22 protein-coding genes and 2 tRNA genes are annotated in these 23264 nt (G+C 71.2%); 13 read left to right on the top strand and 11 right to left on the bottom strand.

What is annotated here, in order from left to right; translation table 11 throughout:
• Positions 1 to 34 precede the first annotated feature (34 nt).
• Entirely contained in the window at positions 35 to 619 is a 585-nt protein-coding gene (locus OG371_RS02390) for an Rv1733c family protein (RefSeq protein ID WP_329065063.1), read from the top strand.
• Positions 620 to 646: 27 nt separating this feature from the next.
• Here OG371_RS02390 and OG371_RS02385 read toward each other — a convergent pair whose 3' ends face one another.
• Complete coding sequence (locus OG371_RS02385) at positions 647 to 1942, bottom strand: HAMP domain-containing sensor histidine kinase (RefSeq protein WP_329065062.1); 1296 nt, start codon at positions 1940 to 1942, stop codon at positions 647 to 649.
• Between the two features lie 165 nt (positions 1943 to 2107).
• On the opposite strand from OG371_RS02385, the gene OG371_RS02380 reads away from it, so the two are divergent.
• Positions 2108 to 2800, top strand: coding sequence for a response regulator transcription factor (locus OG371_RS02380; RefSeq protein WP_329065059.1), 693 nt, complete (start codon positions 2108 to 2110; stop codon positions 2798 to 2800).
• 133 nt (positions 2801 to 2933) lie between these two features.
• On the opposite strand, the gene OG371_RS02375 is transcribed toward OG371_RS02380, so the two are convergent.
• Positions 2934 to 3878 (bottom strand): TIGR03560 family F420-dependent LLM class oxidoreductase, encoded by a 945-nt coding sequence (locus tag OG371_RS02375; RefSeq protein WP_329065057.1) that lies wholly within the window; start codon positions 3876 to 3878, stop codon positions 2934 to 2936.
• An 81-nt stretch (positions 3879 to 3959) separates the two neighbouring features.
• Here OG371_RS02375 and OG371_RS02370 point away from each other — a divergent pair, with 81 nt between their 5' ends.
• Complete coding sequence (locus OG371_RS02370; RefSeq protein WP_329065055.1) at positions 3960 to 4520, top strand: dihydrofolate reductase family protein; 561 nt, start codon at positions 3960 to 3962, stop codon at positions 4518 to 4520.
• A 4-nt stretch (positions 4521 to 4524) separates the two neighbouring features.
• Positions 4525 to 5466 (top strand): RNA polymerase subunit sigma-70, encoded by a 942-nt coding sequence (locus OG371_RS02365; protein ID WP_329065053.1) that lies wholly within the window; start codon positions 4525 to 4527, stop codon positions 5464 to 5466.
• 105 nt (positions 5467 to 5571) lie between these two features.
• Here OG371_RS02365 and OG371_RS02360 read toward each other — a convergent pair.
• Positions 5572 to 5648 (bottom strand) — tRNA-Pro (locus OG371_RS02360).
• A 99-nt stretch (positions 5649 to 5747) separates the two neighbouring features.
• Between OG371_RS02360 and OG371_RS02355 the strand changes: the two genes are divergently transcribed.
• Positions 5748 to 5821: transfer RNA gene (locus tag OG371_RS02355), tRNA-Gly, on the top strand.
• Here OG371_RS02355 and OG371_RS02350 read toward each other — a convergent pair.
• Positions 5773 to 10503, bottom strand: coding sequence for a HAMP domain-containing protein (locus tag OG371_RS02350; protein WP_442876138.1), 4731 nt, complete (start codon positions 10501 to 10503; stop codon positions 5773 to 5775). The two genes, OG371_RS02355 and OG371_RS02350, sit on opposite strands and share 49 nt — an antisense overlap.
• A 242-nt stretch (positions 10504 to 10745) precedes the next feature.
• Here OG371_RS02350 and OG371_RS02345 point away from each other — a divergent pair, with 242 nt between their 5' ends.
• Positions 10746 to 12215 carry a PP2C family protein-serine/threonine phosphatase gene (locus tag OG371_RS02345; protein ID WP_442876073.1) on the top strand — a complete coding sequence of 490 codons (1470 nt, stop codon included), beginning with the start codon at positions 10746 to 10748 and terminating at the stop codon, positions 12213 to 12215.
• Between the two features lie 31 nt (positions 12216 to 12246).
• Here the strand turns inward: OG371_RS02345 and OG371_RS02340 are convergent, their stop codons facing one another.
• Complete coding sequence (locus OG371_RS02340; RefSeq protein WP_329065049.1) at positions 12247 to 12615, bottom strand: VOC family protein; 369 nt, start codon at positions 12613 to 12615, stop codon at positions 12247 to 12249.
• Positions 12616 to 12677: 62 nt separating this feature from the next.
• Here OG371_RS02340 and OG371_RS02335 point away from each other — a divergent pair, with 62 nt between their 5' ends.
• The gene (locus tag OG371_RS02335) at positions 12678 to 13130 is read left to right on the top strand and encodes a MarR family winged helix-turn-helix transcriptional regulator (protein WP_329065047.1); all 453 of its coding nucleotides are present in this window, start codon (positions 12678 to 12680) and stop codon (positions 13128 to 13130) included.
• A 293-nt stretch (positions 13131 to 13423) separates the two neighbouring features.
• On the opposite strand, the gene OG371_RS02330 is transcribed toward OG371_RS02335, so the two are convergent.
• Entirely contained in the window at positions 13424 to 14053 is a 630-nt protein-coding gene (locus OG371_RS02330) for a TetR/AcrR family transcriptional regulator (protein WP_329065045.1), read from the bottom strand.
• 88 nt (positions 14054 to 14141) lie between these two features.
• Between OG371_RS02330 and OG371_RS02325 the strand changes: the two genes are divergently transcribed.
• Positions 14142 to 14687, top strand: a complete 546-nt coding sequence (locus OG371_RS02325; RefSeq protein WP_329065042.1) for a nitroreductase/quinone reductase family protein — start codon at positions 14142 to 14144, stop codon at positions 14685 to 14687.
• An 8-nt stretch (positions 14688 to 14695) separates the two neighbouring features.
• Here the strand turns inward: OG371_RS02325 and OG371_RS02320 are convergent, their stop codons facing one another.
• A complete protein-coding gene (locus OG371_RS02320) occupies positions 14696 to 15895 on the bottom strand; it encodes a serine/threonine-protein kinase (protein WP_329065041.1) in 1200 nt (399 codons plus the stop codon).
• Positions 15896 to 16036: 141 nt separating this feature from the next.
• Here OG371_RS02320 and OG371_RS02315 point away from each other — a divergent pair, with 141 nt between their 5' ends.
• The 4 genes from OG371_RS02315 (at position 16037) to OG371_RS02300 (ending at position 18935) form a co-directional block, all read left to right on the top strand.
• On the top strand, positions 16037 to 16438 hold the full coding sequence (locus OG371_RS02315) for a helix-turn-helix domain-containing protein (protein WP_329065038.1): 402 nt from the start codon (positions 16037 to 16039) through the stop codon (positions 16436 to 16438).
• A gap of 37 nt (positions 16439 to 16475) precedes the next feature.
• Positions 16476 to 16847, top strand: coding sequence for a DUF4180 domain-containing protein (locus OG371_RS02310; protein ID WP_329065036.1), 372 nt, complete (start codon positions 16476 to 16478; stop codon positions 16845 to 16847).
• Between the two features lie 58 nt (positions 16848 to 16905).
• Positions 16906 to 17988 (top strand): WD40/YVTN/BNR-like repeat-containing protein, encoded by a 1083-nt coding sequence (locus OG371_RS02305; RefSeq protein ID WP_329065034.1) that lies wholly within the window; start codon positions 16906 to 16908, stop codon positions 17986 to 17988.
• Between the two features lie 128 nt (positions 17989 to 18116).
• Positions 18117 to 18935, top strand: coding sequence for an SAM-dependent methyltransferase (locus OG371_RS02300; protein WP_329065032.1), 819 nt, complete (start codon positions 18117 to 18119; stop codon positions 18933 to 18935).
• Here the strand turns inward: OG371_RS02300 and OG371_RS02295 are convergent.
• From OG371_RS02295 to OG371_RS02285, 3 genes are read right to left on the bottom strand one after another with little or no spacing between them, the layout of a single operon-like run.
• On the bottom strand, positions 18925 to 19407 hold the full coding sequence (locus tag OG371_RS02295) for a GNAT family N-acetyltransferase (RefSeq protein ID WP_329065030.1): 483 nt from the start codon (positions 19405 to 19407) through the stop codon (positions 18925 to 18927). The genes OG371_RS02300 and OG371_RS02295 overlap by 11 nt on opposite strands.
• 22 nt (positions 19408 to 19429) lie before the next feature.
• Positions 19430 to 20260: an aldo/keto reductase gene (locus tag OG371_RS02290; RefSeq protein WP_329065028.1), complete on the bottom strand. Its 831-nt coding sequence runs from the start codon at positions 20258 to 20260 to the stop codon at positions 19430 to 19432.
• A 31-nt stretch (positions 20261 to 20291) separates the two neighbouring features.
• Positions 20292 to 21062: an SDR family NAD(P)-dependent oxidoreductase gene (locus tag OG371_RS02285; RefSeq protein WP_329065026.1), complete on the bottom strand. Its 771-nt coding sequence runs from the start codon at positions 21060 to 21062 to the stop codon at positions 20292 to 20294.
• 147 nt (positions 21063 to 21209) lie between these two features.
• On the opposite strand from OG371_RS02285, the gene OG371_RS02280 reads away from it, so the two are divergent.
• Complete coding sequence (locus OG371_RS02280) at positions 21210 to 21662, top strand: MarR family winged helix-turn-helix transcriptional regulator (RefSeq protein WP_329065024.1); 453 nt, start codon at positions 21210 to 21212, stop codon at positions 21660 to 21662.
• 8 nt (positions 21663 to 21670) lie between these two features.
• On the opposite strand, the gene aspS is transcribed toward OG371_RS02280, so the two are convergent.
• The gene (aspS, locus tag OG371_RS02275; protein ID WP_329065022.1) at positions 21671 to 22921 is read right to left on the bottom strand and encodes an aspartate--tRNA(Asn) ligase; all 1251 of its coding nucleotides are present in this window, start codon (positions 22919 to 22921) and stop codon (positions 21671 to 21673) included.
• Positions 22922 to 23264 lie beyond the last annotated feature (343 nt).

Genomic DNA, 23264 nt, shown 5'->3' with positions numbered 1-23264 from the left:
TGGGGTGATGCGGGTGATACGGGGTTCGGGTGCGGTGTCGAGGCACTTGCGGTTGGTGCGGCCGATCATCTCCCGGTCCGGCCGGGCTCCCGATCGGCTGGAGGCCTGGGCCATCGTGCTGCTGGGGCTGCTGGCGGCCGTTTCGATCGCGGTCGTCGGCGTGCTCTCCGCGACCGATTACGGCAGGCTCGCGGCCACGGCGGCCGCGGACGCGCATTCCCGGCACCTGGTGACCGCGAAACTCCGGCCCGATATCCCGCTGCCTCCCGGAGAGGTCTCAGGGGGAGGGGCGGCGATCGGCGGCCTCAGGTCGGTCACGGCGGACTGGAGCGCGCCGGACGGGCAGCCCCGGCGAGGGGTCGTGCAGGTGGCGGCCGGTCCGTCCTTCCCGGCGCAGACCCCGGTGTGGACCGATCAGTCGGGCAGCCGGGTCACCCCGCCGCTGGGCGGCTCCGAAGTGTTCCTCACGGCCGTTGTCGGTGGTGTGCTGTGGGAATCGGCCATTCTCGCGGCGCTGGGCGGTGTTTACCTGATCAGCCGCCGCCTGCTGGACAAGCACCGGGCCCGGCTGTGGGAACGTGCCCTGGCGCGTTTGGGCGGCAACGCCACGACTCCCTGAGATGCTTGCCGCGTAAGCACTTCGCGGTCATCGCACGCTCCGGTGCCCGGCATGCGCGCGCGGCAGTATCAGGGTGAAAGTCGTCGGCGCGGGCCGGCTCAGCCACAGCCGGCCGCCTTCGGCCTCCGCGAGCTCCCGGGCCAGCGCCAAGCCTATTCCGGTGCTCCCGGCGCCACTGTGCCCCCGGATGAACAGGTCCTGGCCGTCGCCGGTGCCGTGTCCTTCGTCAGCCACGTCGATCGCGAACGCGTCCGCGCTGTCGCGGGTCGTGATCATGACCGTCCCTTCGCCGTGGATGACGGCGTTGTCCAGCAGGACACCGATGATCTGCCGCACCGCGGCCTCGGCGGCCCTGGGCCGCCCATCGGCCTCGGGAGAGACCACCAGCTGCCTGCCCTGGCTCGTGAGCAGGTCCCGCCAGCCGGCCACGACGTCGCGCAGCAGCGCTTCGGGCTCGATCACCCCGCGATCCTCCGGGGGCCGGTTGGCGAGGGTGACCACGTCGTCGATGGTCGTCTCCAGCCGATCCGTGGTGCTGATCGCGGCCTCGACGGCCGCCGCCAGGTTCTGCCCGGGCGGGTCCAGGGCCGATTCCAGCTGGAGGCGCAGACCGGCCAGCGGGGTGCGCAGCTGGTGCGAAGCGTCGGCCGCCAGTGCACGCTGGCGATGGAGGGCATCGGCGATCCGGGCCGCCGCCTGGTCCAGCGCGCCGCCCAGCCGGTCGATCTCCCCGATGCCGCTGGCCGGGGCGCGGACACTGAAGTCGCCGTCGCCGAGCTGCCCGGCCGCCGCGGACAGCTTCTCGAGCGGGCGGGCGATCCGGGCGGCCAGCCGGGCGGCGAGCAGGCAGGTCAGCACGATCGCGGCGGCCGCGAGGCCGGCCATGGCCAGCCAGGAGATCGCGATCTTCTGGTACCCGTCCGCCAGGGGAGCGGACGTGCGCACGATGCCGCTCAGCTGCCCGTCCTGCAGGATCGGCACGGCCACGACGAGTTCCGAGCCGGCCTCGCCGCTGGCCACCTGGCCGTCGCGGGCTTGCACCACAACGGGATCGGCGCTCGCCGGGCCGCCGCCGGTCAGGAGCGCTCCGGCCGGGGCGTAGAGGCCGGTGGTGTCCTCTTCGGACCCCGGAAACTCCGGCAGGCTCCGGTGCGCGAGCACGTCGTCGGCGATCGACAGCGCCGCGGCGTCGGCGGTGCGTTCGAGTTCGGTGCGCTCGTCCTGGGTGAAGTAGTTCGCGACGGCGACCGCGAGCGGGATGCCGAAAAGACTGGTGGCCAGCAGCGCGGCGGCCGCGGCGAGCAGAATGATGCGTCTGCGCATGATTGCAGTCTGCCTTGACGATTCGCGGATTGCGAAATCCGGGCGAGCGGAAAGGTTAGCGCCAGGCCAGCGTTCACCCCGCATTCGGTTAATCACCGTGTCGGACGGTGGCCCTGGTGAATCGCGGTAAGGATCAGCGGGTGCGAGATCCGGTATCATTCGGACATGGCGGCGGTTCTGCTCGTAGAAGACGATGAAACCATCGGCAGCCTGCTCGAATCGGCCCTCCGGACACACGGCTACGACGTGATGTGGTCCCGCACCGGCGGCGACGCCCTTCGCCGGATGAAGCTCGACGAGTACGACCTCGTGCTCCTCGACCTCGGCCTGCCGGACCTCGACGGGGTCGAGGTGTGCCGGCGCGCGCGGGAGATCACGCCGGGCGCGGTGATCATCATGGTCACGGCGCGCACGCAGGAAATGGACGTCGTCGTAGGCCTGGAAATCGGTGCCGACGACTACCTGACCAAGCCGATCCGGCTGCGGGAACTGCTGGCCCGGCTGCACGCGCACCTGCGCCGGGGCCATCCGCCGGACGAGAAGCCGCTGCGGGTGGGGGAACTGGTGGTGCAGGTCGCCGCCCGTCGTGTGGTGCTGGCGGGTGACGAGGTCTCGTTGCGCCCCAAGGAATTCGACCTGCTGCTGCGCATGGCGCAGGAACCGGGCGCGGCGATCAGCCGGGACGCGCTGATGGCGGACGTGTGGGACACCCACTGGCACGGTTCGACCAAGACGCTGGACGTGCACATCGTCGCGCTCCGCCGCAAACTGGCCGCCGCCGCGGCGACCTCTGAGGCGATCCCGGTCATCACCACGGTGCGGGGCTACGGCTACCGCCTCGAGCAAACCGGTTCCTGAAAGCACGTGGTCGGCCCGTCATAGGACGGCTTTGAGTGTTTTCTTGCCCGGAAGAGCGCAGTTTTCGTCCTATCATTGGGGCTTATTCAGACGGTCGCCTGGATAAGCCCCAATGTGTTCCTCGAGTCGCGGATCAGGTGGTGATGAACTCGTTCGCGAAAGTCCGGAGGGTGTCGGCGTCGAGCGCGTTCTGGAACCCGACGATCAGTTCGTCCACCCCCGCTTCGCGGTAGGCCGCCAGTCGTTCGCGGATCGTGTCGAGGGTGCCGATCAGCCCGTATTCGGCCAGCTCGCCCGGGAAGACCAAGGGCGCCCACGGCGGAACCGCCGCGCGGGCCTCCTCGTCGGTGTCGGCGATGATGCAGTAGCTCGTCGAGGTCTTGGTGATCGTCGAGAAGTCGCGGTCCACCGTCTCGCAGTGCCGGGCGAGGATGTCGTACTTGCGCCGCACCACCTCGGGGGACTCCTGCACGTTGCACAGGTCGCCGTACATCGCGACCAGCCGCAGCGTCACTTTCTCCCCGCCGCCGGCGATCATCACGGGCGGGTGCGGCAGCTGGACGCCGGTCGGCAGGCTGACCGCGCCTGCGGTGCTGAAGTAGCGGCCGTCGAAGGTGGCCGGCTTGCCGGTCCACAGCTCGTGGATGATCAGCAGCGCCTCCTCGAGGCGCCGCAGGCGCTCGCCGGCGCCGGGGAAGTCGTAGCCGAACGCCTTGTACTCGTCTTCGTACCAGCCGGCGCCGATGCCGAAGGTCAGCCGCCCGCCGGAGAGGACGTCGAGGTTGGAGGCCATCTTGGCCAGCAGGGCGGGGTTGCGGTAGCCGTTGCCGGTGACCAGCTGACCGAGCCGGGCGGTGCCGACCTCGCGGGCCAGCGCGGCCAGTGTGGTCCAGGCCTCGAAGACGTAGGACCCGGACGGGCCGAACGGGATGAAGTGGTCGGGCGCCCAGATGGTGGTGAACCCGGACTCGTCGGCGACCTTGGCCAGCTCCAGGAGCTTGTCGAACGCGGCGACCGGGTCGGTGTAGCCCGCGAACTCGTGGGTCGTTCCGGTGGGCAGGTAATAGCTGAGTTTCATGGCAGGTCAGACCGGCGGCGGCATCCGGAGGAATCGGCTGCGGACCGATTCCTTTCCGGGCCCGGCCGAGTCTGACCTGCTATGACGAGGCACTGTTCGCGGCGCTTGGTGCTGAGCACCCTGGTGTCGCTCAACGGCGTGATCGACGAGCCGATGGCGTGGGCGGGGCCCTACTTCGGGCCGGGCAGCGCGGCTGCCTCCCTGGCGGTGTTGCGGGGGAGTTCGGCGATGCTGATGGGCCGCGGGACCTACGACGTGTTCTCCCGGCAGTGGCCGGACACTCCCGGCGAGTACGCCGCCCACCTCAACGCCATGCCGAAATACGTGTTCTCCTCGACCCTGCGGGATCCACACTGGACGAACACCACCGTGCTCGGCACCGACGTCGCCGACACGGTCGCCGCGTTGAAGCGGGAGCCCGGCGGGGACCTGATCGTCTACGGGCACAGCCGGTTCGGGCGGGCGCTCACCGCGGCCGGGCTGGTCGACGAGCTGGCCGTGACCGTCGTGCCCGTGATCGTTCCCGGCGGCGGCTCCCGCTCCTGGCCCGGCGACGCGCCGAGCGCGTGGGAGCTGCTCAGCGCCGGTCCGGGCGGCGACCCGGGGCTGGTGTCCCTGCGCTACAGGCCACGGCGAGGATGAGGGAATGCCGGAAACATGGGACGGTCTCGAGCAGTACCGGCCGGAGCTGGTGGCCCTGTGCTACCGCATGACGGGCTCGGCGCACGAGGCCGAAGACCTCGTTCAGGAGACCTACCTGCGGGCCTGGCGCAGCCGCGCCTCCTTCGAGGAACGCTCGTCGGTGCGCACCTGGCTGTACCGGATCGCCACGAACGTGTGCCTCACGGCGCTGGAAGGGCGGGGCCGCCGGGTACTGCCCGCCGGGCTCGGCGCGCCGGGCGAGGACCCGGACGTCCCGCTGGCCGCGGCCGAGGTGCTGTGGCTCGCCCCGTGGCTCGGCGACCCGGCCCAGGTGGCCGAACAGCGGCGGATGCTGCGGCTCGCGCTGGTCGCCAGCGCGCAGCACCTGCCGCCGCGCCAGCGCGCGGCGTTCCTGCTGCGCGAAGTGCTGGCCATGCCGGCCGCCGAGATCGCCCAGGTGCTCGGCACGAGCGTGCCCGCGGTCAAAAGCGCCCTTCAACGCGCCCGGGCCCGGCTCGACGAGCTGGCGCCGGCACCGGAGAACTTCGCCGAGCCGGACTCGCCCGCGGCGCGCGATGTCCTGAACTCCTACATCGCCGCCTTCGAAACCGCCGACGTCCCGGCCCTGACCCGCCTGCTACGCGACGACGCGACCCTCGAGGTGATCCCGTCCGGCTTGTCGCTGTCCGGAAAACGCTCGTGCGTCCCGTTCCTCGCCGAGCACGTGCTCACCGCACCGGGCCTCTACCGCATGTTCCCGACCGTCGCCAACACCCAGCCGGCGGCCGTGGCCTACCACCGCGACCGGACCGACGAGCCGTTCCGCCCGTTCGGCCTGGCCGTGCTGACCACCGACCCCACGCGCCTGGTCTCGATCACCACCTTCCTCGACCCAGAACTCGTTGGCGCGGCAGGCTTTCCCGACGATCCCGGGCGGGTGAGGTAATCGCTGCGGGGCCCGTATGACGAGGTGCACTGAGACCGAAACTGAGACGGCGAATCCCCGCTCAAGCTGGGGACCCGCCGTTTTTGCCGCTCAAAGCCGTGTTCCTGGTCGGGATGACAGGATTTGAACCTGCGACCCTCCGCTCCCAAAGCGGATGCGCTACCAAGCTGCGCCACATCCCGGCTGCCCACCCGGGCCCGACACGCGCGTCGAGGGGGTGTGCTCGGACAGCCTAGCCCTCACGCTAAGCTGGGCGCGCCGCCGGGTCGAACCGGGGCGCTGCGGGTGTAGCTCAATGGTAGAGCCCTAGTCTTCCAAACTAGCTACGCGGGTTCGATTCCCGTCACCCGCTCCATTGTTCGAATGATCTCCGGCCTGCGGGTTCTCCGAGGCCGAAGCCGCGTCGGCCTCCAGGCGGAGGGCGATGACGTCCAGGAGCAGGTCCGTGTCGACCGGTTTGGTGATGTAGTCGTCCGCGCCGGAGGCCAGGGTGCGTTCGCGGTCTTCGGCCGTGGCCTTGGCGGTCACGGCGATCACCGGCAGGTCCTCGTGGGCGGCTTCGGCGCGGATGGCCGCGATGGTGGCGTTTCCGTCCAGCTCGGGCATCATCACGTCCATCAGCACCAGCGCCGTGTCCTCGTGCCGTTCCAGCGCGCGGATGCCCGCGACGCCCGTGTCGGCGTAGATGACCTCCAGGCCGGCCTGCTCCAGGACCGCCGCGAGGGCGAAGACGTTGCGCAGGTCGTCGTCCACGATCAGGACTTTTTCGCCGTGGAAGCGCTTCGGGGCGCTGTCCGGTTCGGCGACGGTGATGGTGCTCGGCAGCACCGGCAGCTTCGGCTGGGGGCGCGCGGGCGCGGTCGGCGCGATCAGGTTCGCCGCGCCCACCGGCAGGTACAGCGTGAACGTGCTGCCCTTGCCCGGCTCGCTGCGCACCCGCAGCTCGCCGCCGATCAGCTCGGTGAGCTGCTGGCTGATCGACAGGCCCAGCCCGGTGCCGCCGTACTTGCGGCTCGTCGTGCCGTCGGCCTGGCGGAAGGCGTCGAAGATGATCGCCAGCTTCTCCTCGGGGATGCCGATTCCGGTGTCCTCCACGGCGAACGCGATGATGCCCGCCGCCGACTGCAGCGACTGCTGCTCGACCTCCTCCGCCGACGCCATCCGGATGTGCAGCCGGACGCCGCCCTCGTCGGTGAACTTCGCCGCGTTGGACAGCAGGTTGCGCAGCACCTGCTGCAGCCGGTGCTCGTCGGTGTGCACGCTGCCCGGCACCGGCGGGTCGATCCGCACGGCGAACTCCAGGCCCTTGTCCGCCGTCAGCGGGCGGCACAGGGACTCGACGTAGTTCACCAGCTCCGGCAGCGTCACGTCGGACATCTGCACTTCCAGCCGGCCGGCCTCCACCTTCGCCAGATCGAGAATGTCGTTGATCAGCTGCTGCAGGTCGCTGCCCGCGGCCCAGATGGTCTTCGCGAACTGGATCTGCTTCTCCGTCAGGTTCCCCTCGGGGTTCTCCGACAGCAGCTTCGCCAGGATCAGCGCGCTGTTGAGCGGCGTCCGCAGCTCGTGCGACATGTTCGCCATGAACTCGGTCTTGTACTGCGACGCCACGGTCAGCTGCCCGGCGCGCTCCTCCAGCTCCTGGCGCGCCTGCTCGATCTCGATGTTCTTGACCTCGATGTCGCGGTTCTGCTGGGCCAGCAGCGCCGCCTTCTCGGCCAGCTCGGTGTTCGACTTCCGCAGCTCGCCCTGCTGCGCCTGCAACTGCTCCGAGCGCGCGCGCAGCTCCTGCGCCAGCCGCTGCGACTCGGTCAGCAGCGCCTCGGTGCGGGAGTTGGACAGGATCGTGTTCACGTTGACGCCGATGGTGTGCCGCAGCTGCTCCAGCAGGTCCAGGTGGACGGCGGAGAACTCGTTGACCGAAGCCAGTTCCAGCACGCCGAGCACCTCGCCCTGGAACAGCACGGGCAGCACGATCACGTTCACCGGCGGCGCCGAGCCGAGCCCGGAGGAGACCAGCGCGTACTCCGGCGGCGCCGCGCGCACCAGGATGGTCTGCCGGTCGACGGCGGCCTGCCCGATCAGCGACTCGCCGAGCGCGAACCGCAGCCCGGCGCGCGACTGGGCGAGCCCGTACGCGGCGATGCAGTCCAGCACCGGGTCGGCGCCGTCGTCGTGGGCCAGGAAGAACGCGCCCTGCTGCGCGCTCACCAGCGGCGCCAGCTCGGACAGGATCAGCGCGGCCACCGACGCGAGGTCGCGATGGCCCTGCATCCGCCCGGACAGCCGCGCGAGGTTCGTCTTCAGCCAGTCCTGCTCGCGGTTCGCGGAGGTGGTCTCCTTGAGGTTCGCGATCATCTGGTTGATGTTGTCCTTGAGGTCGGCCAGCTCCCCGGACGCGTCCACGGTGATGTGCCGGGTCAGGTCGCCCGCCGTCACGGCCGTGGCGACCTGGCCGATCGCGCGGACCTGCGTGGTGAGGTTGCCGGCCAGCTGGTTCACGCTCTCGGTGAGCCGCTTCCAGGTGCCGGACACGCCCTCGACCTCGGCCTGGCCGCCGAGCTTGCCCTCGGTGCCGACCTCGCGCGCCACGCGCGTGACCTCCGAGGCGAACGCCGACAGCTGGTCGACCATCGTGTTCATCGTGGTCTTGAGCTCCAGGATCTCGCCCCGGGCGTCCACGTCGATCTTCTTGGACAGGTCGCCGCGCGCGACGGCCGTGGTCACCTGCGAGATGTTGCGGACCTGGCTGGTCAGGTTGTGCGCCATGAAGTTGACGTTCTCGGTCAGGTCCTTCCAGGTGCCCGCCACGCCCGGCACCCGCGCCTGGCCGCCGAGGATGCCCTCGGTGCCGACCTCGCGCGAAACCCGCGTCACCTCGTTCGCGAAGGCGCGCAGCGTTTCGACCATGCTGTTGAGCGTGTCGGCCAGCCCGGCGACCTCGCCCTGGGCCTCGATGGAGATCTTCTTCGACAGGTCGCCGTTGGCCACGCCGGTGGCGACGTTCGCGATGCTCCGCACCTGCACGGTCAGGTTGTCGGCCATCACGTTCACGTTGTCGGTGAGGTCTTTCCAGGTGCCCGCGACTCCGCGGACCTGGGCCTGGCCGCCGAGCTTGCCCTCGGTGCCGACCTCGCGCGCCACCCGGGTGACCTCGTCGGCGAACGCCGAGAGCTGGTCGACCATCGTGTTCAGGATGTTCTTGAGCTCGAGGATCTCGCCGCGCGCGTCGACGGTGATCTTCTGCGTCAGGTCGCCCTTCGCCACCGCGGACGTCACCTGCGAGATGTTGCGCACCTGGTCGGTCAGGTTGTTGGCCATGAAGTTGACGTTGTCGGTCAGGTCCTTCCAGGTGCCGGCGACGCCCGGCACGGCGGCCTGACCGCCGAGCTTGCCCTCGGTGCCGACCTCGCGGGAAACGCGGGTGACCTCGTCCGCGAACGCCGAGAGCTGGTCGACCATCGTGTTCAGCGTGGTCTTGAGCTCCAGGATCTCGCCCTGGGCGTCCACCGCGATCTTCTTCGTCAGGTCGCCGCGCGCCACGGCCGTGGCGACCTGGGCGATGTTGCGGACCTGCGCGGTGAGGTTGTTGGCCATGAAGTTCACCGAGCCGGTGAGGTCGCGCCAGATGCCCGCGACGCCGGGCACGGTGGCCTGGCCGCCCAGCTGCCCCTCCGTGCCGACCTCGCGGGCCACTCGGGTGACCTCGTCGGCGAACGCGGAGAGCTGGTCGACCATCGTGTTCATCGTGGTCTTGAGCTCGAGGATCTCGCCGCGCGCGTCGACGGTGATCTTCTGCGTCAGGTCGCCCTTGGCCACCGCGGTGGTCACGTGGGAGATGTTGCGGACCTGGTCGGTGAGGTTGTCGGCCATCTGGTTCACCGAGTCGGTCAGCCCGCGCCAGGTGCCGGCCGCGCCCGGCACCTCGGCCTGGCCGCCCAGCCGCCCGTCGCTGCCGACCTCGCGGGCCACGCGGGTGACCTCGTCGGCGAACGCGGACAGCTGATCCACCATGGTGTTCAGCGTGTTCTTGAGCTGCAGGATCTCGCCGCGGGCGTCGACGTCGATCTTCTTCGTCAGGTCGCCGGTGGCCACCGCGGTCGCCACCTGGGCGATGTTGCGGACCTGGTCGGTGAGGTTGTCGGCCATCAGGTTCACCGAGTCGGTGAGGTCACGCCAGGTGCCGGCGACACCGGGCACGCGGGCCTGGCCGCCGAGCCGTCCCTCACTGCCGACCTCACGGGAAACGCGGGTGACCTCGTCGGCGAAGGACGACAGCTGGTCGACCATCGTGTTGATCGTGTTCTTGAGTTCCAGGATCTCGCCGCGGGCGTCGACGTTGATCTTCTGCGTCAGGTCGCCCCGCGCGACGGCGGTGGTCACCTGGGCGATGTTGCGGACCTGCTCGGTCAGGTTGTCGGCGAGGAAGTTCACGGAGTCGGTGAGGTCGCGCCAGGTGCCGGCGACGCCCGGGACCTCGGCCTGCCCGCCGAGCCGGCCCTCGCCCGCGATCTCGCGGGACAGCCGGATCACTTCGGCGGCGAACCGGGACAGCTGCGCGAGCAGCCCGTTCACGGTCTTGGCCAGGCCCTCGTACTGGCCCTGCAGCGGACGGCCGTCGAGCTGCAGCGCCATCGGCTGCGACAGGTCGCCCGAGGCGACGGCGCCGAGCACCCGGTCCAGCTCGACCACGGGCCGGTTGACGTCCTCGATCAGGCCGTTCACCGTCTCGACCGCGGTGGCCCAGCCGCCGGGGCCGATCTCGGCGCGCACGCGCTCGGTCAGCCGGCCCTCCTGGCCGACGGCGGTGCGCACGCGCATCAGCTCGGTCACCAGCCGCTGGTTGCGCTCGGCGATGTCGTTGAACGCGGTGGCGAGCTGGGCGGTGATCCCGTCGCCGTGGGCGACCAGCCGGCGGCGGAAGTTGCCCTCACCGAGGTCGCGGGCCGCGGCCAGAAGCCGTTCCAGCGCAGCGTGTTCACCCGCGCTGATACCGTCCGGCCCGGCGAGCTCGTCGCGCTCGGATCGCGTTGTCATTTCAGCCGCACCTCTCCACCATGCGTGTGCCGGGCATGGTCGTCGACCCAGCGTGCCACGGTTCGCCCTACACTTCGACCCAGTCCGCCCGCGCACACTGTGCCAACCTTGAAGAACCAGGAAAGTCGGTCGACCCGGAGGCAGGAGGTTCGTGCATGGTGTCACGGCCCGCCCCGGCGTCGGCCCGGCCACCCGGCGCCCCTGCTGAAGGCCTGCCGGAGTACAGCGCGTTCTGGCGGCCGGTGCTCGAAGACGTGCGGGACCCGGTGTTCGTCACCGACGCCGACGGCTCGCTGCGCTGGGCGAACGCGGCGGCCAAGGCGCTCGGCACCGAAGGCGTCACGCCGGTCCTGGTCAGCGTGACGGAGACCACGGGCCGGATCGACGCCGGCGGCCACCACCGCGCCGCGCACGTCCGCGCGCTGCCCGAGGGCTGGCACGCCTGGACTGTCATCGATGACAGCCCGCGCCGCCCGGAGGACTTCCTCGCCGACGCCGGGCCGAAGCTCGCCGCCGCGCGCGGACGGCACGGCACGGCGCGGGTGATCGCCGAGCTGGCCGCGGGCGCGCTCGGCGAGTGCGTGTTCGTGCTGCTGCCCACCACCCGCGGCCGCTGGGAGTGGTGGAGCGCCGAGGACCACGCCGCGCCCGGGCACGGCCGCATCCGGCGCGTGCCGGCCCAGCTCGCGCCGGTCGTCGCCGAGACGTTCGCGGCGGTCGGTGTGCCCGAGGTGCGGGCGGTGCCGGAGGCGGAGGTGGCCGCGCTGCCCGCGGTTGTGGCCGAGCGGTTCCCCGGCCACGCCGAGATTTCCGTGGTCTCGCTCGGTGTCACGGACAGCGCGGGCGTGACCGGCGCGGTGCTGATCGGACGGCGCGGCGAGCCGGCGTTCGGATCCGGGCAGGCGCGCGCGACCTCGATGTTCGCCAAGGCGGCGGGCACGGCACTGGCCAACGCGCAGCGGTACGCCCGGCAGGAAGAGGCGACGCGCGGGCTGGAGTCCACGCTGCGCCCGCAGCCGCCCGCGGAGGTGGACGGCGCGCGGTTCGAGATCTGGTACGAGCCGGCCGGCGGCGTGCTCGGCGTCGGCGGCGACTTCTACGACGTGCTCGGCCGCGACGACGGCAGCGCCTTCCTGGTGGTCGGCGACATCTGCGGCAAGGGCGCCGAGGCCGCCGCGCTCACCGGCCGGGTCCGCCATTCCCTGGCCGCGCTGCACCTGGTCGAACGCGACGGCCGGACGTTGCTGCGCCTGCTCAACGAACTCCTCATCGCGGGCGGCAGCAACCGGTTCGCGACGCTGGTGCTCGGCTCGGTCGCGCCCGCCGAGTCCGGCCTGGACCTGACGCTCGCCTCCGGCGGCCACCCGGCGCCGCTGATCCTGCGCCGTGACGGCGGGGTCGAGGAGGTCAGCGTGCCCGGCACCCTCGTCGGGATCTCGCCGCAGGCCCGGTTCGCCGAGGCCGTGACCCACCTCGACGAGGGCGACGTCTGCCTGCTCTACACCGACGGCGTCACCGAAGCCCGCAACCGCACGGAGTCCGCGGAGCTGTTCGGCGACGAGCGCCTGTTCACCGTGCTCGCCGAGTGCGTGGGCCTGCCCGCCCGCGAGGTGGTGCGGCGGCTGCGCGAAGCCGTCCGGGAATGGCTGGGCAACTCCAGCCACGACGACATCGCCGTGCTGGCCATCGAGGCCGCGCCCGCCGCGGAGTGACTTGGTCCTTCCAGTCCGGCGCCGTCGGCGGTCAGGCGCGGTCGTGGAGCGTGACCTGGTAGCCGTCCGGGTCGGCGAAGGTGAACGTCCGGCCGAAGGGGCCGTCGATCGGTGCCGAGACGATGGTGTGGCCGTCGGCGGCGAGCGCGTCGTGAATGGCCTGGACATCCGTGGCGTGGAGCCAGATCGCGGCACCGATGCCGGGCTGGGCCACGGATCCGAGATCGGTGCCGGGCACGACGTCGCGCAGGGCGAACGCGATCGGCTTCGTCTCGAAGACCACGGCGTGCGGCGGTCCGGCCGGCGAGCGCACGAGGCCGAGGTATTGCTCGTAGAACGCTTGCGAAGCGCCGAGGTCGCGCGCCTGGAGCGAGATGAAGTCGGGGCCGGTGACGGGCATGGTGCTCTCCTTGGTTTCGTGTCAGTTTTCTGACACGGCCCACTGTATGTCAGAATGCTGACATGAGTCAAGACGGCGTCGACTTGGACAAGTCACTGGGCTACCTGCTGAAGGAGGCGTCGAGTGCGCTGCGCGTCGCCATGGAGGAAGTGTTGCGGCCGCTCGGGATGACCGTGACGCACTACTCCTGCCTGGAGCTGCTGGCCCAACGGCCGGGCTTGTCGAACTCCGAGCTGGCGCGGGGCACGTTCATCACCCGGCAGTCGATGAACGTCCTGCTTCAGACGCTGGAACGGGAGGGCCACGTGACCAGGCCCGCGGAGGCGCGCGTCGGGAAGGTGCTGCCCACGCGGCTCACACCTCGCGGCCGGAAGAAGCTGGAGAAGGCGACCGTGGCGGTCCGGTCCGTCGAGGTCAGAATGCTGGGCGGCCTGACCGACGCCGAGCAGTCGGGCGCGTTCCGGATCCTGCAGAGCATGATCGATTCCCTGCGCGACGGTGACGACGGCGCCTGATTCGCGGCGCGTGCCGCCACTCGGTCGGCTGAGTGCCGATAATGGGCTGGCGCCGCCTCCGTTCGCGGGGGACCCTGGTGGGGTCTACTGCAGGACCACGGGAGGAGGTGACGCGATGACCGCGAATTCGAGGCGGTACGGCCGCTGGTGCCGGGACCACTTCGCCACACCGGCCCAGTCGGACCCGGCCGGGGCCTCGCGGCCGCCCGCCGAGTCCCCAACGGCTGCAGAGTCCTCGCCGGTCCGCCCGGATGCCCCGGAAGACCCGAAAGCGCCGCGGAAGCCCTAGCCGCTCAGTGTCGAGTCCTCAGTGTCGAGTCCTGAGTGGACGGTCCGGCGGGAAGCGGCTCACGATGGCCGGCACGTAGGCCGTCGAGTGAGATGTGCAGGAGCCGGTGCCACAGCTGCGGCCGGCATTCGTCGGTGAGCTGGACGGCGTGGCCCAGTGAGACCAGCAGGAGCAGCAGGTCGTCGGTGGTCACGCCGGGGCGTAGCAGGTCTGCGGCGCTGGCGCGCAGTTCCTCGAGGACGAGGCGGAGCTGCTGGAGGCCGTCGGTGTCGGAAGCCGAAGAAATCACCGCGAAGCTCTCCATGATCGCGCGGTGGCGGGCGTAACCGGTCAGGGCCTGCCGGTAGAAGTCGGTCAGGGCCGCCCAGGGGTCCGCGGCGCCGATCGCGTTCCGGCGCGCGGATTCCGCCCACTCCGAGAACTCCTGGCGCAGGACCGTTTCGACGAGGTCTTCCTTCTTCGGGAAGTGCCGGTAGAGGGTGCCCATGCCCACCCCGCTGCGACGGGCGATCTCGCGTACGTCGACTGCGGTGCCCTGCTCGGCCAACGCGGCCGCGGCGGCCTCGACGATCGCTTCCCGGTTGCGGATCGCGTCCACGCGCGGCGCCCGGCGACGGGGTTCAGCCACTGCCATGCGGCCGAGTGTAGCGCTTATCCGGAGCACCTGCTCCGCCCTCGTGCTACGTTGAGGAGCAAGTGCTCCGGATGGCGAAGGGGAAATCATGTCCGACCCGTCCACGGCCGCCACCGGCATCCTCGGCTGGAACGAACGGATCATCGCGGAATTCCGCGCGAACGCCGGTTTTGCGGCATGGAGCAGCGACGAGGAATTCGCCGCGGGCCGCCCGGTTCCGCCCCCGGTCCCCGGCTTCGGCGGGGACCGCGGCATGCCGCTGATCCTGGTGCACCACACCGGCGCCAAGACCGGGCACGCGCGGATCAGTCCGTTGTTCTACCTGCCGGTCGGCGACAGCTGGGCCGTTTTCGCCACGCACGGCGGCAGTCCGCGGCATCCGGTCTGGTATCGCAATCTCCTGGTCAATCCGCGCACGGTCATCGAAGTGGGCACGGAAAGCGCAGGTACGGAAAGCGTGCCGGTCGTGGCTCGGACCACCGAGGGCGCGGAGCGTGAGCGGATCTGGGCGGCCCAGACCGCGCTGGTGCCGAAGTTCGCCGAGTTCGAGGCGGTTTCCGGCCGGCAGATTCCCGTCGTCCTGCTGGAGCGGGACCACGGACGCGCCGAAATTCCGCCACTGTCAGGAAAATGATCGAGGCGTCACTTCGGCCGGGGGCCCTTGCCGTGGCGCCGGACGGCCGGGCCTTTCCCCTTGCTGGTCTTGGCCGGGCGGTCGGCTTGACGGGCGGCCTTGCCCTGCTGCACCACCGGCCCCTGGCCGGGGGCCGTCGGCGAGCCCATTGGCGCGCCCATCGGCGAGACGGGCACCGGGACCGGCGCCGGGTTGGCCGGCGGGGTGAGGGTGGGCGCGGGGGCGGGCACGACGGCGCCGTTGGTGGGGCTGGTCAAGTTCAGCAGCAGCGCGGCTCCGATTGCCGCGATCGCGAGCGGCACCGCGGCCGCGGAGGCGAACAGCAGCAGCCGGCGCCGGCCGCGTGGCGGCGGCACGATCTCGGCCTCGCCGAGCAGGGCGCGGGCGGCGGTCGCGGCGGTGGGGCGGGCGTCCGGCTCGCGGGCAATCATCGCGCGCAGCGCCAACGAAAGCGGCTCGGGCAGGCCTTCCGGCACGTCGGGCTGCCGGTGCAGCCGCACGACGGCCGACTCCGCCGGGGTGCCCTGGTACTCGCGCACGCCGCTCAGGCATTCCAGCAGCACCAGGCCGAGCGCGTAGACGTCCGCGGGCGGGCCGGGCCGTTCGCCCAGCACCTGCTCGGGCGCGAGGTAGGCCGCGGTGCCGACGGTGGCCCCGGTGGCCGTCACGCGGGTCGCGTCGACCAGCCGGGCGACGCCGAAATCGGCGATCAGCGCGCGGCCGCCGGCGAGCAAGATGTTGGCGGGCTTGAGATCCCGGTGCGTCACGCCGTGGGCGTGCACGTGCGCGAGCGCCTCGGCGAGCTGGACGCCGAGGCGCGTCACCTCGTCGCCGGGCAGGGGCCCGGTGGCCAGCCGCTTGGCGAGGTTCGGTCCTTCGGCGAGTTCCATCACCAGGTACGCGTGGCCCTCGTCGGTGCCCGCGTCGTAAAGGCTGACGAGCCCCGGGTGCTCGAGGGCCCGGAGCGCCTGCACCTCCTGCGCCCGTCTGTCCCGGCCGAGCTCGACGGTGCCGGGGTGGAACAGCTTCACCGCGACGGCGCGGTCGAGGAGCTGGTCGTGCGCCCGGTGGACCCGCGCGGTGGCGCCCTCGCCCAGCAGGTCGCCGAGCACGTACCGGCCGGCGATCACCGTGGGCGGGGGACCGAACAGGCCCAGATCGAACCGTCTCGCGGTGGTTCCCGCGTCGAGCTCCTCCGCGTCGGTCATCAGCCGAGCACCTCCGTCTCGCCCAGCGGGCGGAACGGAACTACCCGGCGGCCTTGCCCGTGAAACAGCACCCGTGATTCCTACCGCAAACTTCCCTATCTGTACATATCTGAGGTATTTTGAGGAGGTATAGGGAGTGACATGACGCAGGAGCTGTACTCGGTCGAACAGGTCGCGGAGCGTCTCGGGCTGCACGTCCGGACGGTGCGCGGCTACGTGCGCGACCAGCGGCTGAAGGCGGTGCGCATCGGGAAACAGTACCGGATCTCCGCCGCCGATCTGGCTGCTTTCACCGGAGTCCCCAGGCCGCCGCCGGCTCCGCGCGCGGCCGAGGCGACGAGCATCGTGGAGCTCGAGGGCATCGACCGGGCCGCGGCCGACCGGCTGAGCACCTACGTGCACGGGTCGATCCACGGCCAGGCCCTGCGGGTGGAGACCGTGCACGACCCGGACCGGGCCCGGCTCAAGCTCGTGGTGATCGGCGGCCTGGCCGCGAGCGCCGACCTGCTGCGGCTGGTCGCCGACTTCTCGGAGGCATGGTGATGACTGCTTTTCGCGCGCCTGCTCACCGGCGGCGATCATGACCGAAGTCGTGCAGCGGCACGGGATCCGGGTGTGGACGGCGCCCGCCGAGGGGCCGGAGCTGGCCACCGAGCAGGACGCGCTGGACACACTCGCGGACGTCTACTTCCTGGACGCCGAGCTGCTGGTCATCCCGGTCGAGCGCTTCGCGCCGCGGTTCTTCGACCCGGGCACGCGGCTGATCGGCGGGTTCTTCTCGAAACTCGTGGCCTACCGGTACCGGCTCGCGGTGCTCGGCGACGTCAGCGCGTACGTCGCGGAGAGCCCGGTGCTGCGCGACGTCGTGCGCGAGTCGAACCGCGGCCGGCACGTGTGGTTCGTGGCCGACCTGGCTGAGCTGGACGAACGGCTGGCGGCCGCGCCGGGTTGATCATCGGAGGCAACCTCGCCCCGCACCGCACGTCCTGCCGGACATGAAACTCACTCGGTTGGCGGCCCTCGTGGCGGCCGTGCTCGGCGTGCTCGCGGTCGCCTCCCCGGCTTCGGCTGATCCCGCGGTGCCGGCCGGCTTCGCGCCCTCGTCGACCTCCTGGACCAGTCCGGAACGCGGCCTGGTGCTCGGCTTCACCGACTGCGGCACGCCCGGCTGGTGCCCGTCGCTGCTCGCGACGACCGACGGCGGAAAGCACTGGCGGCAGCTGCCCGCGCCGCCGATGTCCTTGCCGGACAACCACAATCAGGTCCGGCTGACCGCGTTCAGCCAGCAGCTGATGTACGTCACCGACGGCACGAAGATCGTTGTGACGCGCGACGGCGGGCGGCGCTGGCTCCCGGTGCTGCAGGCCGGCGACACCGGGCAGCGACGGTACGTTTCGAAGATCGCCGAAACCGGCGGCCGGGTCTACGCGGTGATCAGGACCTATGGCGACACCGAAAAAACCGCCATCTACAGCGGGATCGCCGGGGCGCCGCTGCTGAAGCCGTTGCCCGGCTTCGAAGTGACCGGCGGGCTCACCGGCGGCGACGTCACCACCGACGGCGGTGTGCAGATCTCCCTCGACGCCGACTTCAGCGTCGAGAAGTACTGGACTTCCGCCGACGGCGCCGCGCTGACCCCGGCGACGCGGCCGTGCCCGGTGGGGACCACGGCGGTGCTCGGCGGCGTGCGTGACGGTCAGGTGGTCGTCCTGTGCAACAGCGGCGGCGGACAGCCGCAGCCGGGTTCGTCCGAGCGGTCGATCTGGCGGGCGCCGAAGCTCGGCGGCACGTTCACCGCGACCGCGCAGGCGCCGGTCACCGGCATCACGCAGGGCTTCAGCGCCGCGACGGCGGACGACGCGACCGTGTCGGCCGTGGGCGGCGGCGTCGGATTCCTGCACCACACCACCGACGGCGGCCAGACCTGGAGCACCGTCCGGCTGAGCGAGCGGGGCTTCGAACTGGCGGACCTGGACTTCCCCGGCGCGGGCACCGGCGTGGTCGTGGACGGCCTGCCGGACTCCGACGGCGGCTCCGCGGTGTACCGGACGACCGACGGCGGAGGGCATTGGGCAGAACTCGCGTTCTCCTGATCGGCGGAGGCGATTAGTGCAGGTAGGTCAGGCTGTGGGGAGTGGGTTCTCGGAGTGAACGCGGTGTCGTAGTCTGTGCACTGTCCGTTGCCGGACACCGACGGCGGCGGTGAGAGGGGCAGTGCCGGATGACGCCTGGGGACCTGGTTTCCGGGACCGCGCGCCCGGACGGCAGCCAGGCGCGTTTGGCTGACGCGCTGCTCGGCGGCCAGGACCATTACGAGGACGACCGCGAGGTGCTGCGCCGGCTGCTCGGCATCGCGCCGGACGCCCAGCTCATGGCCCGCGAGCAGCGCGAGTGGCTGGTGCGGGTGGTCCGCCACCTGGCCGCCGACCGCGGCATCGACCAGTTCCTCGACCTCGGCTCGGGCCTGCCCGCCGAGGAGAACACCCATCAGGTCGCGCAGCGGCACCGCCCCGGCGCCGAAGTGGTCTACGTGGACCACGACCCGGTCGTGCAAGTGCACGGCCGGGCGGTGCTGGAGGAGAACGAGCACACCCACATCACCGGCGCCGACCTCACCGACCCGGGCGCCACCTTCGGCGACCCGGTGGTCTACCGGCACCTGGATTTCGAGCGCCCGGTCGCGGTGCTGCTCTGCTCGGTCCTGCACCACGTCGAAAGCCTGGACCGCGCGCGGTACATCGTGCGCAGCTATGTCGACCAGCTGCCGCCCGGCTCGTACCTGGTGCTCACCCACGCGCACGAACCCCCGGACGACCCGCCCCGGCAAGCGCTGGCGCACACCCTCGACGCGGAGTTCGCGGGCACCTGCCTCGCCACCGTCCACCGCAGCCGCGCGGAGATCGCCTCGTTCTTCACCGGCCTTGAACTGCTTGACCCGGGCCTGGCTTATCTACACGACTGGTGGCCGGACGGGCCGCGGATGAAGCCGTTGACCGACCTGAACCTGATGACGTTGGGTGGGGTGGCGCTCAAGCCGTAGGTGCTGGTTTGCGGTACCACTGGACGGGCCGGTCGCCGGCGGGTTTCTCGGCTGGAGCGGGCATCCGGGTGAACCCCGCGTTTTCGGCCACCCGGCCGGATGCGGCGTTGCCGACGTAGGTCCAGAGCCTGATTTCGACGCCCGGCCAGCTCGCGGCCGTGCGTTCGCAGAGCAGCTCCAACGCGCGGCTCGCGACACCACGGCCGCGCGCCTCGGCGGCGACCCAGTAGCTCACCTCCGCCACTGCGCCGTGCCGGGCCGCGGCGACGTTCGCGAGCCGGGCACCGGAGCCCGCGTCGACGGCGACGAAGCCGAGCGCGTTGTCGTTGTGGCGTAAGCCTTCCAACGCGCGCAGGAACTCCGCCACCGTCAGCGAGGCCGGTTCGGTGGTGAACCGGAGGATCTCGGGGTCGCGGCCCTGCCGGACGTACCACCCCGCGTCGTCGTCCGCCCAGTCCCGCAGTTCGATCACCTTCGCAGTGTGCTCTCCGTCGTCAGCGGGCGTCGAAGACGTCCGGGTCCGGCCCGGTGCGGAGGCTGCGGTCCAAAGAGGACAGGGACTGCACCTCGGCGTCCGGCAGGGTGAAGCCGAAGACGTCGAAGTTCTCCGCGATGCGGGACGGCGTGACGGACTTCGGGATGACCACGTTGCCGAGCTGGAGGTGCCAGCGCAGGACGATCTGCGCCGGGCTGCGGTCGTGCGCGGTGGCGATGTCGGTCACCAGGGGTTCGGCCAGCAGGTCGCCGCCCTTGGCCAGGGGGCTCCAGGCCTCGGTGGCGATGCCGTGCTCCTCGTGGAACGCGCGCAGCTCCGTCTGGATCAGGTACGGGTGCAGCTCGATCTGGTTCACCGCCGGCACCACAGTGCCCTCGTCCAGCACGCGGCGCAGGTGCGACGGCTGGAAGTTGGAGACGCCGATGGCGCGCACGCGGCCGTCGGCGTACAGCTTCTCCAGCGCCTTCCACGTCGGCACGTACTTGTCGTACATCGCGACCGGCCAGTGGATCAGGAACAGGTCGAGCTGCTCCAGCCCGAGCTTCGCCAGGCCGGCGTCGAAACCGCGCAGGGCCTCGTCGTAGCCCTGGTCGCTGTTCCAGAGCTTGCTGGTGATGAACAGCTCGTCGCGCGCGAGGCCGGACTCGGCGATCGCGCGGCCGACGCCGGCTTCGTTGCCGTAAACCGCCGTGTCGATGCTGCGGTAGCCGGCGTCGAGCGCGGCCTTCACCGCGGCCGTCGTGTCGGCGTCCGGGACCTGGAAGACGCCGAAGCCGAGCTGTGGCATCTCGACGCCGTTGTTGAGCTTGAGGACGGGAACGCTGGTCAAGGGGAAGCCTTTCGTTCTGGGATAAGGAAAATCAGGGAATGATCGAGGTCGCCACGCCGCCGTCGACACGGAGCGCGCCGCCGGTGGTGGCCGAGGCCAGCTCGGACGCGACGTAGGTGATCAGGTTCGCCACCTCCGCGGGCCGGATCAGCCGGCCCAGCAACGAGGTCGGCCGGTCCTGCGCCATGAACTTCCGCTCCGCCTCGGCGAACTCGACGCCGGGGTACAGGCTCGTGACGAACTCCTGCACGCCTTCGGTCAGCGTCGGGCCCGGCAGCACGCTGTTCACGGTGACGCCGGTGCCGGCGACCTCCTGGGCCATGCCGCGCGACAGCGCCAGCTGCGCGGTCTTCGTCATGCCGTAATGGACCATCTCGGTGGGCGTCTGGATTGCCGACTCGCTGCTCACGAAGATCACCCGGCCCCACCCGCGATCGACCATCCGCGGCGCGTAGTGCCGCGCGAGCCGGACGCCGGAGAGGACATTGACCTGGTAGAACCGCAGCCACTCGTCGTCCGGGATCTCGAACACCGGCTGGGCGGCGAAGATCCCCGCGTTGTTGACCAGCACGTCGACGTCGGGCAGTTCCGCCACGAGCGCCGCGACGCCCTCGGCGGTGCCGACGTCCGCGGCGATCCCGCGCACACCGAGCCGTTTCGCGGTTTTGGCGACGCGCTCTTCGTTGCGGCCGTTGACCACGACGTCAGCGCCCGCCTTGGCCAGCGCCTTCGCGGCGGCCTCGCCGATGCCGGCCGTGGAGCCGGTGACCAGCGCGATGCGTCCGCTGAGGTCGATGTTCACGACAGTTCCTTCCGTTTCCCGGTACAGTGGCGTCAGCAACTACGAGCGTGAGCAATACTTGCAGACGCGGTTAGTTGCACACGCATCATGATGCCTGAGGGGGCGAAGCTCTCGCAACCCGGGGGCGGTCGCGAGAAGGGGTGAACCGTGTCACTGGCTGAGGACGCCGTCGAGGCCCGGGCGCAGGGCTGGCGCACGCTGGCCGCGTTGCACGCACGGATCGAGGACCGGCTGCAGCGGGAGCTGGAACGCGACCACGAGCTCTCGGTGAGCGAGTACACGGTGCTCGACGTGCTCGCCCGCCAGGACGGCTTCCACCTGCGGATGACCCAGCTGGCCACCGCCGTGGTGCTCAGCCAGTCGGCGACCACCCGGCTGGTCACGCGGCTGGAGGAGCGGGGCCTGCTCTCGCGTTACCTCTGCGCGACGGACCGGCGCGGCATCTACACCGAGGTGACGCCGGCCGGGAAGCAGCTGCTCGCCGCCGCCCGGCCGACGCACGACTCCGCGCTCGCGGCCGCGCTGGCCGAGGCCGGGGAGCTGCCCGAGCTGGCGCCGCTGGTGGGCGCGCTCGGGTCGTTGACCTTCGCCGCGAAGTAACGCCGCGCTCAGGGCCGCAGGCGGTGGAGGTCGCGCGGGAACAGCGTGGCCTCGCGGATGTTGGCCAGGCCCAGCAGGCGCGCCGTCCAGCGCTCCAGGCCGATCGCGAACCCGCCGTGCGGCGGCATGCCGTGGGCGAACGCGGTCAGGTAGTCCGCGTAGTGCGCGGCCTGGTCGCCGAGCACGTCGAGGTAGTCGGCGTGCCGGTGCAGCCGCTGTCCGCCGGTGACCAGCTCCAGCCCGCGGAACAGCAGGTCGAAGCTGTTCGAGAAGTCCGGAGTGGACGGTGCCGGGCAGGTGTAGAGCGGCCGTTTCGCCATCGGGTAACCGGTCACGAACAGGAACTCCGAACCGTGCTCGCGCCGCGCCCAGTCCGAAAGCCAGCGCTCGTGCACGGGGGCGAGGTCCGGTTCGCCGCGTGGGTCCTCACCGGCGTGCTCGGCCAGAAGTCCTTGCGCCGCACGGAAGTCAATGGCTGGGATTTCGGCGGGCACGTCGGGGACCTCGGTCAGCGGCGCGACGGCCTCCGCCATGCCCGCGATGACGTCCCGGAGCACCGCCATCACGTCCCGGTGGTCGCGGATGAAGCCGAACTCCGCGTCGAGACTGGTGTACTGCGCCAGGTGCCGCGCGGTGTCGTGCGGCTCGGCGCGGAAGACCGGGCCGGTCTCGTAGACCCGCTCGAACACGCCGACCATGGCCTGCTTGAAGAACTGCGGTGACTGCGCGAGGTACGCGGGCCGCCCGAAGTAGTCCAGCTCGAAGACGTTCGCGCCGGACTCGGTGGCAGTGGCGACGATCTTCGGGGTGTGGATCTCGGTGAAGCCCAGCCCGTCGAGCGTCCGCCGGAACCCGGCCACGCTCGCGGCCGCGACTTCGAATCGCTTGCGCAGCACCGGATGCCGCAGCGCGACGGCGGAGTTGTCCAATATGGAGGGAAGCCCGGCGGTGACGGCGGGCCGGTAGAGGTCGAACGGCGGCCGCGCGGACGGCTCGGCGATCGTGGTGAGCACGGCCTCGGTCAGCTCGACGCCGCCGGGCGCCTGCGCGTTCGCGGTCACCCGGCCGGTCACCTCGACCACGGTCTCCTCGGTCACCGGCGGGGACTGCGGGAACACCGCCTGCGCCGTGCCGGAGCGGTCCCGGACCACCACGAACGTCACGGACTTCAGCTCGCGCCGGCGGTGCACCCAGCCGGCGATCTTCACGGTGCCGCCCACGTGTGCGCGCAGGTCGGCCACCAGGGTACGAGACATCATCACTCTCCCGGAGTGTGCTCGGCCACCCCTTGGGAGTGCGGGCGAGAAGGGAACTCGCGGTACCACCGCACTTTCGCCGCCGGCTGGGGGCCGGCGGCCTCGAACGGCCGGGTCACGGCGGCCGGCCGGCGGGGCATGGGGCGGCTCGCGGCCGCCGTTCCTCCCCGCACTCGGGAGGGTCTTCGCCCGGGGCGCGAGGCCGCTATCCCACCGCCGGCGGCTCTCTGGTGCTCGCGTGCTCCCCGCGCTACTCGTCTCCGTCAACGCGTTGCGGCGAGTGTACGAAGTGGACGGCACGGCTGTCGCGCGATTTTCTCCCCGGGCGCCCCGGTTCGGCGGCCAC

The sequence above is a fragment of the Amycolatopsis sp. NBC_01480 genome (assembly GCF_036227205.1).
Taxonomy (GTDB): Bacteria; Actinomycetota; Actinomycetes; order Mycobacteriales; family Pseudonocardiaceae; genus Amycolatopsis.
This window is presented reverse-complemented; position numbering and strand designations above follow the sequence as displayed.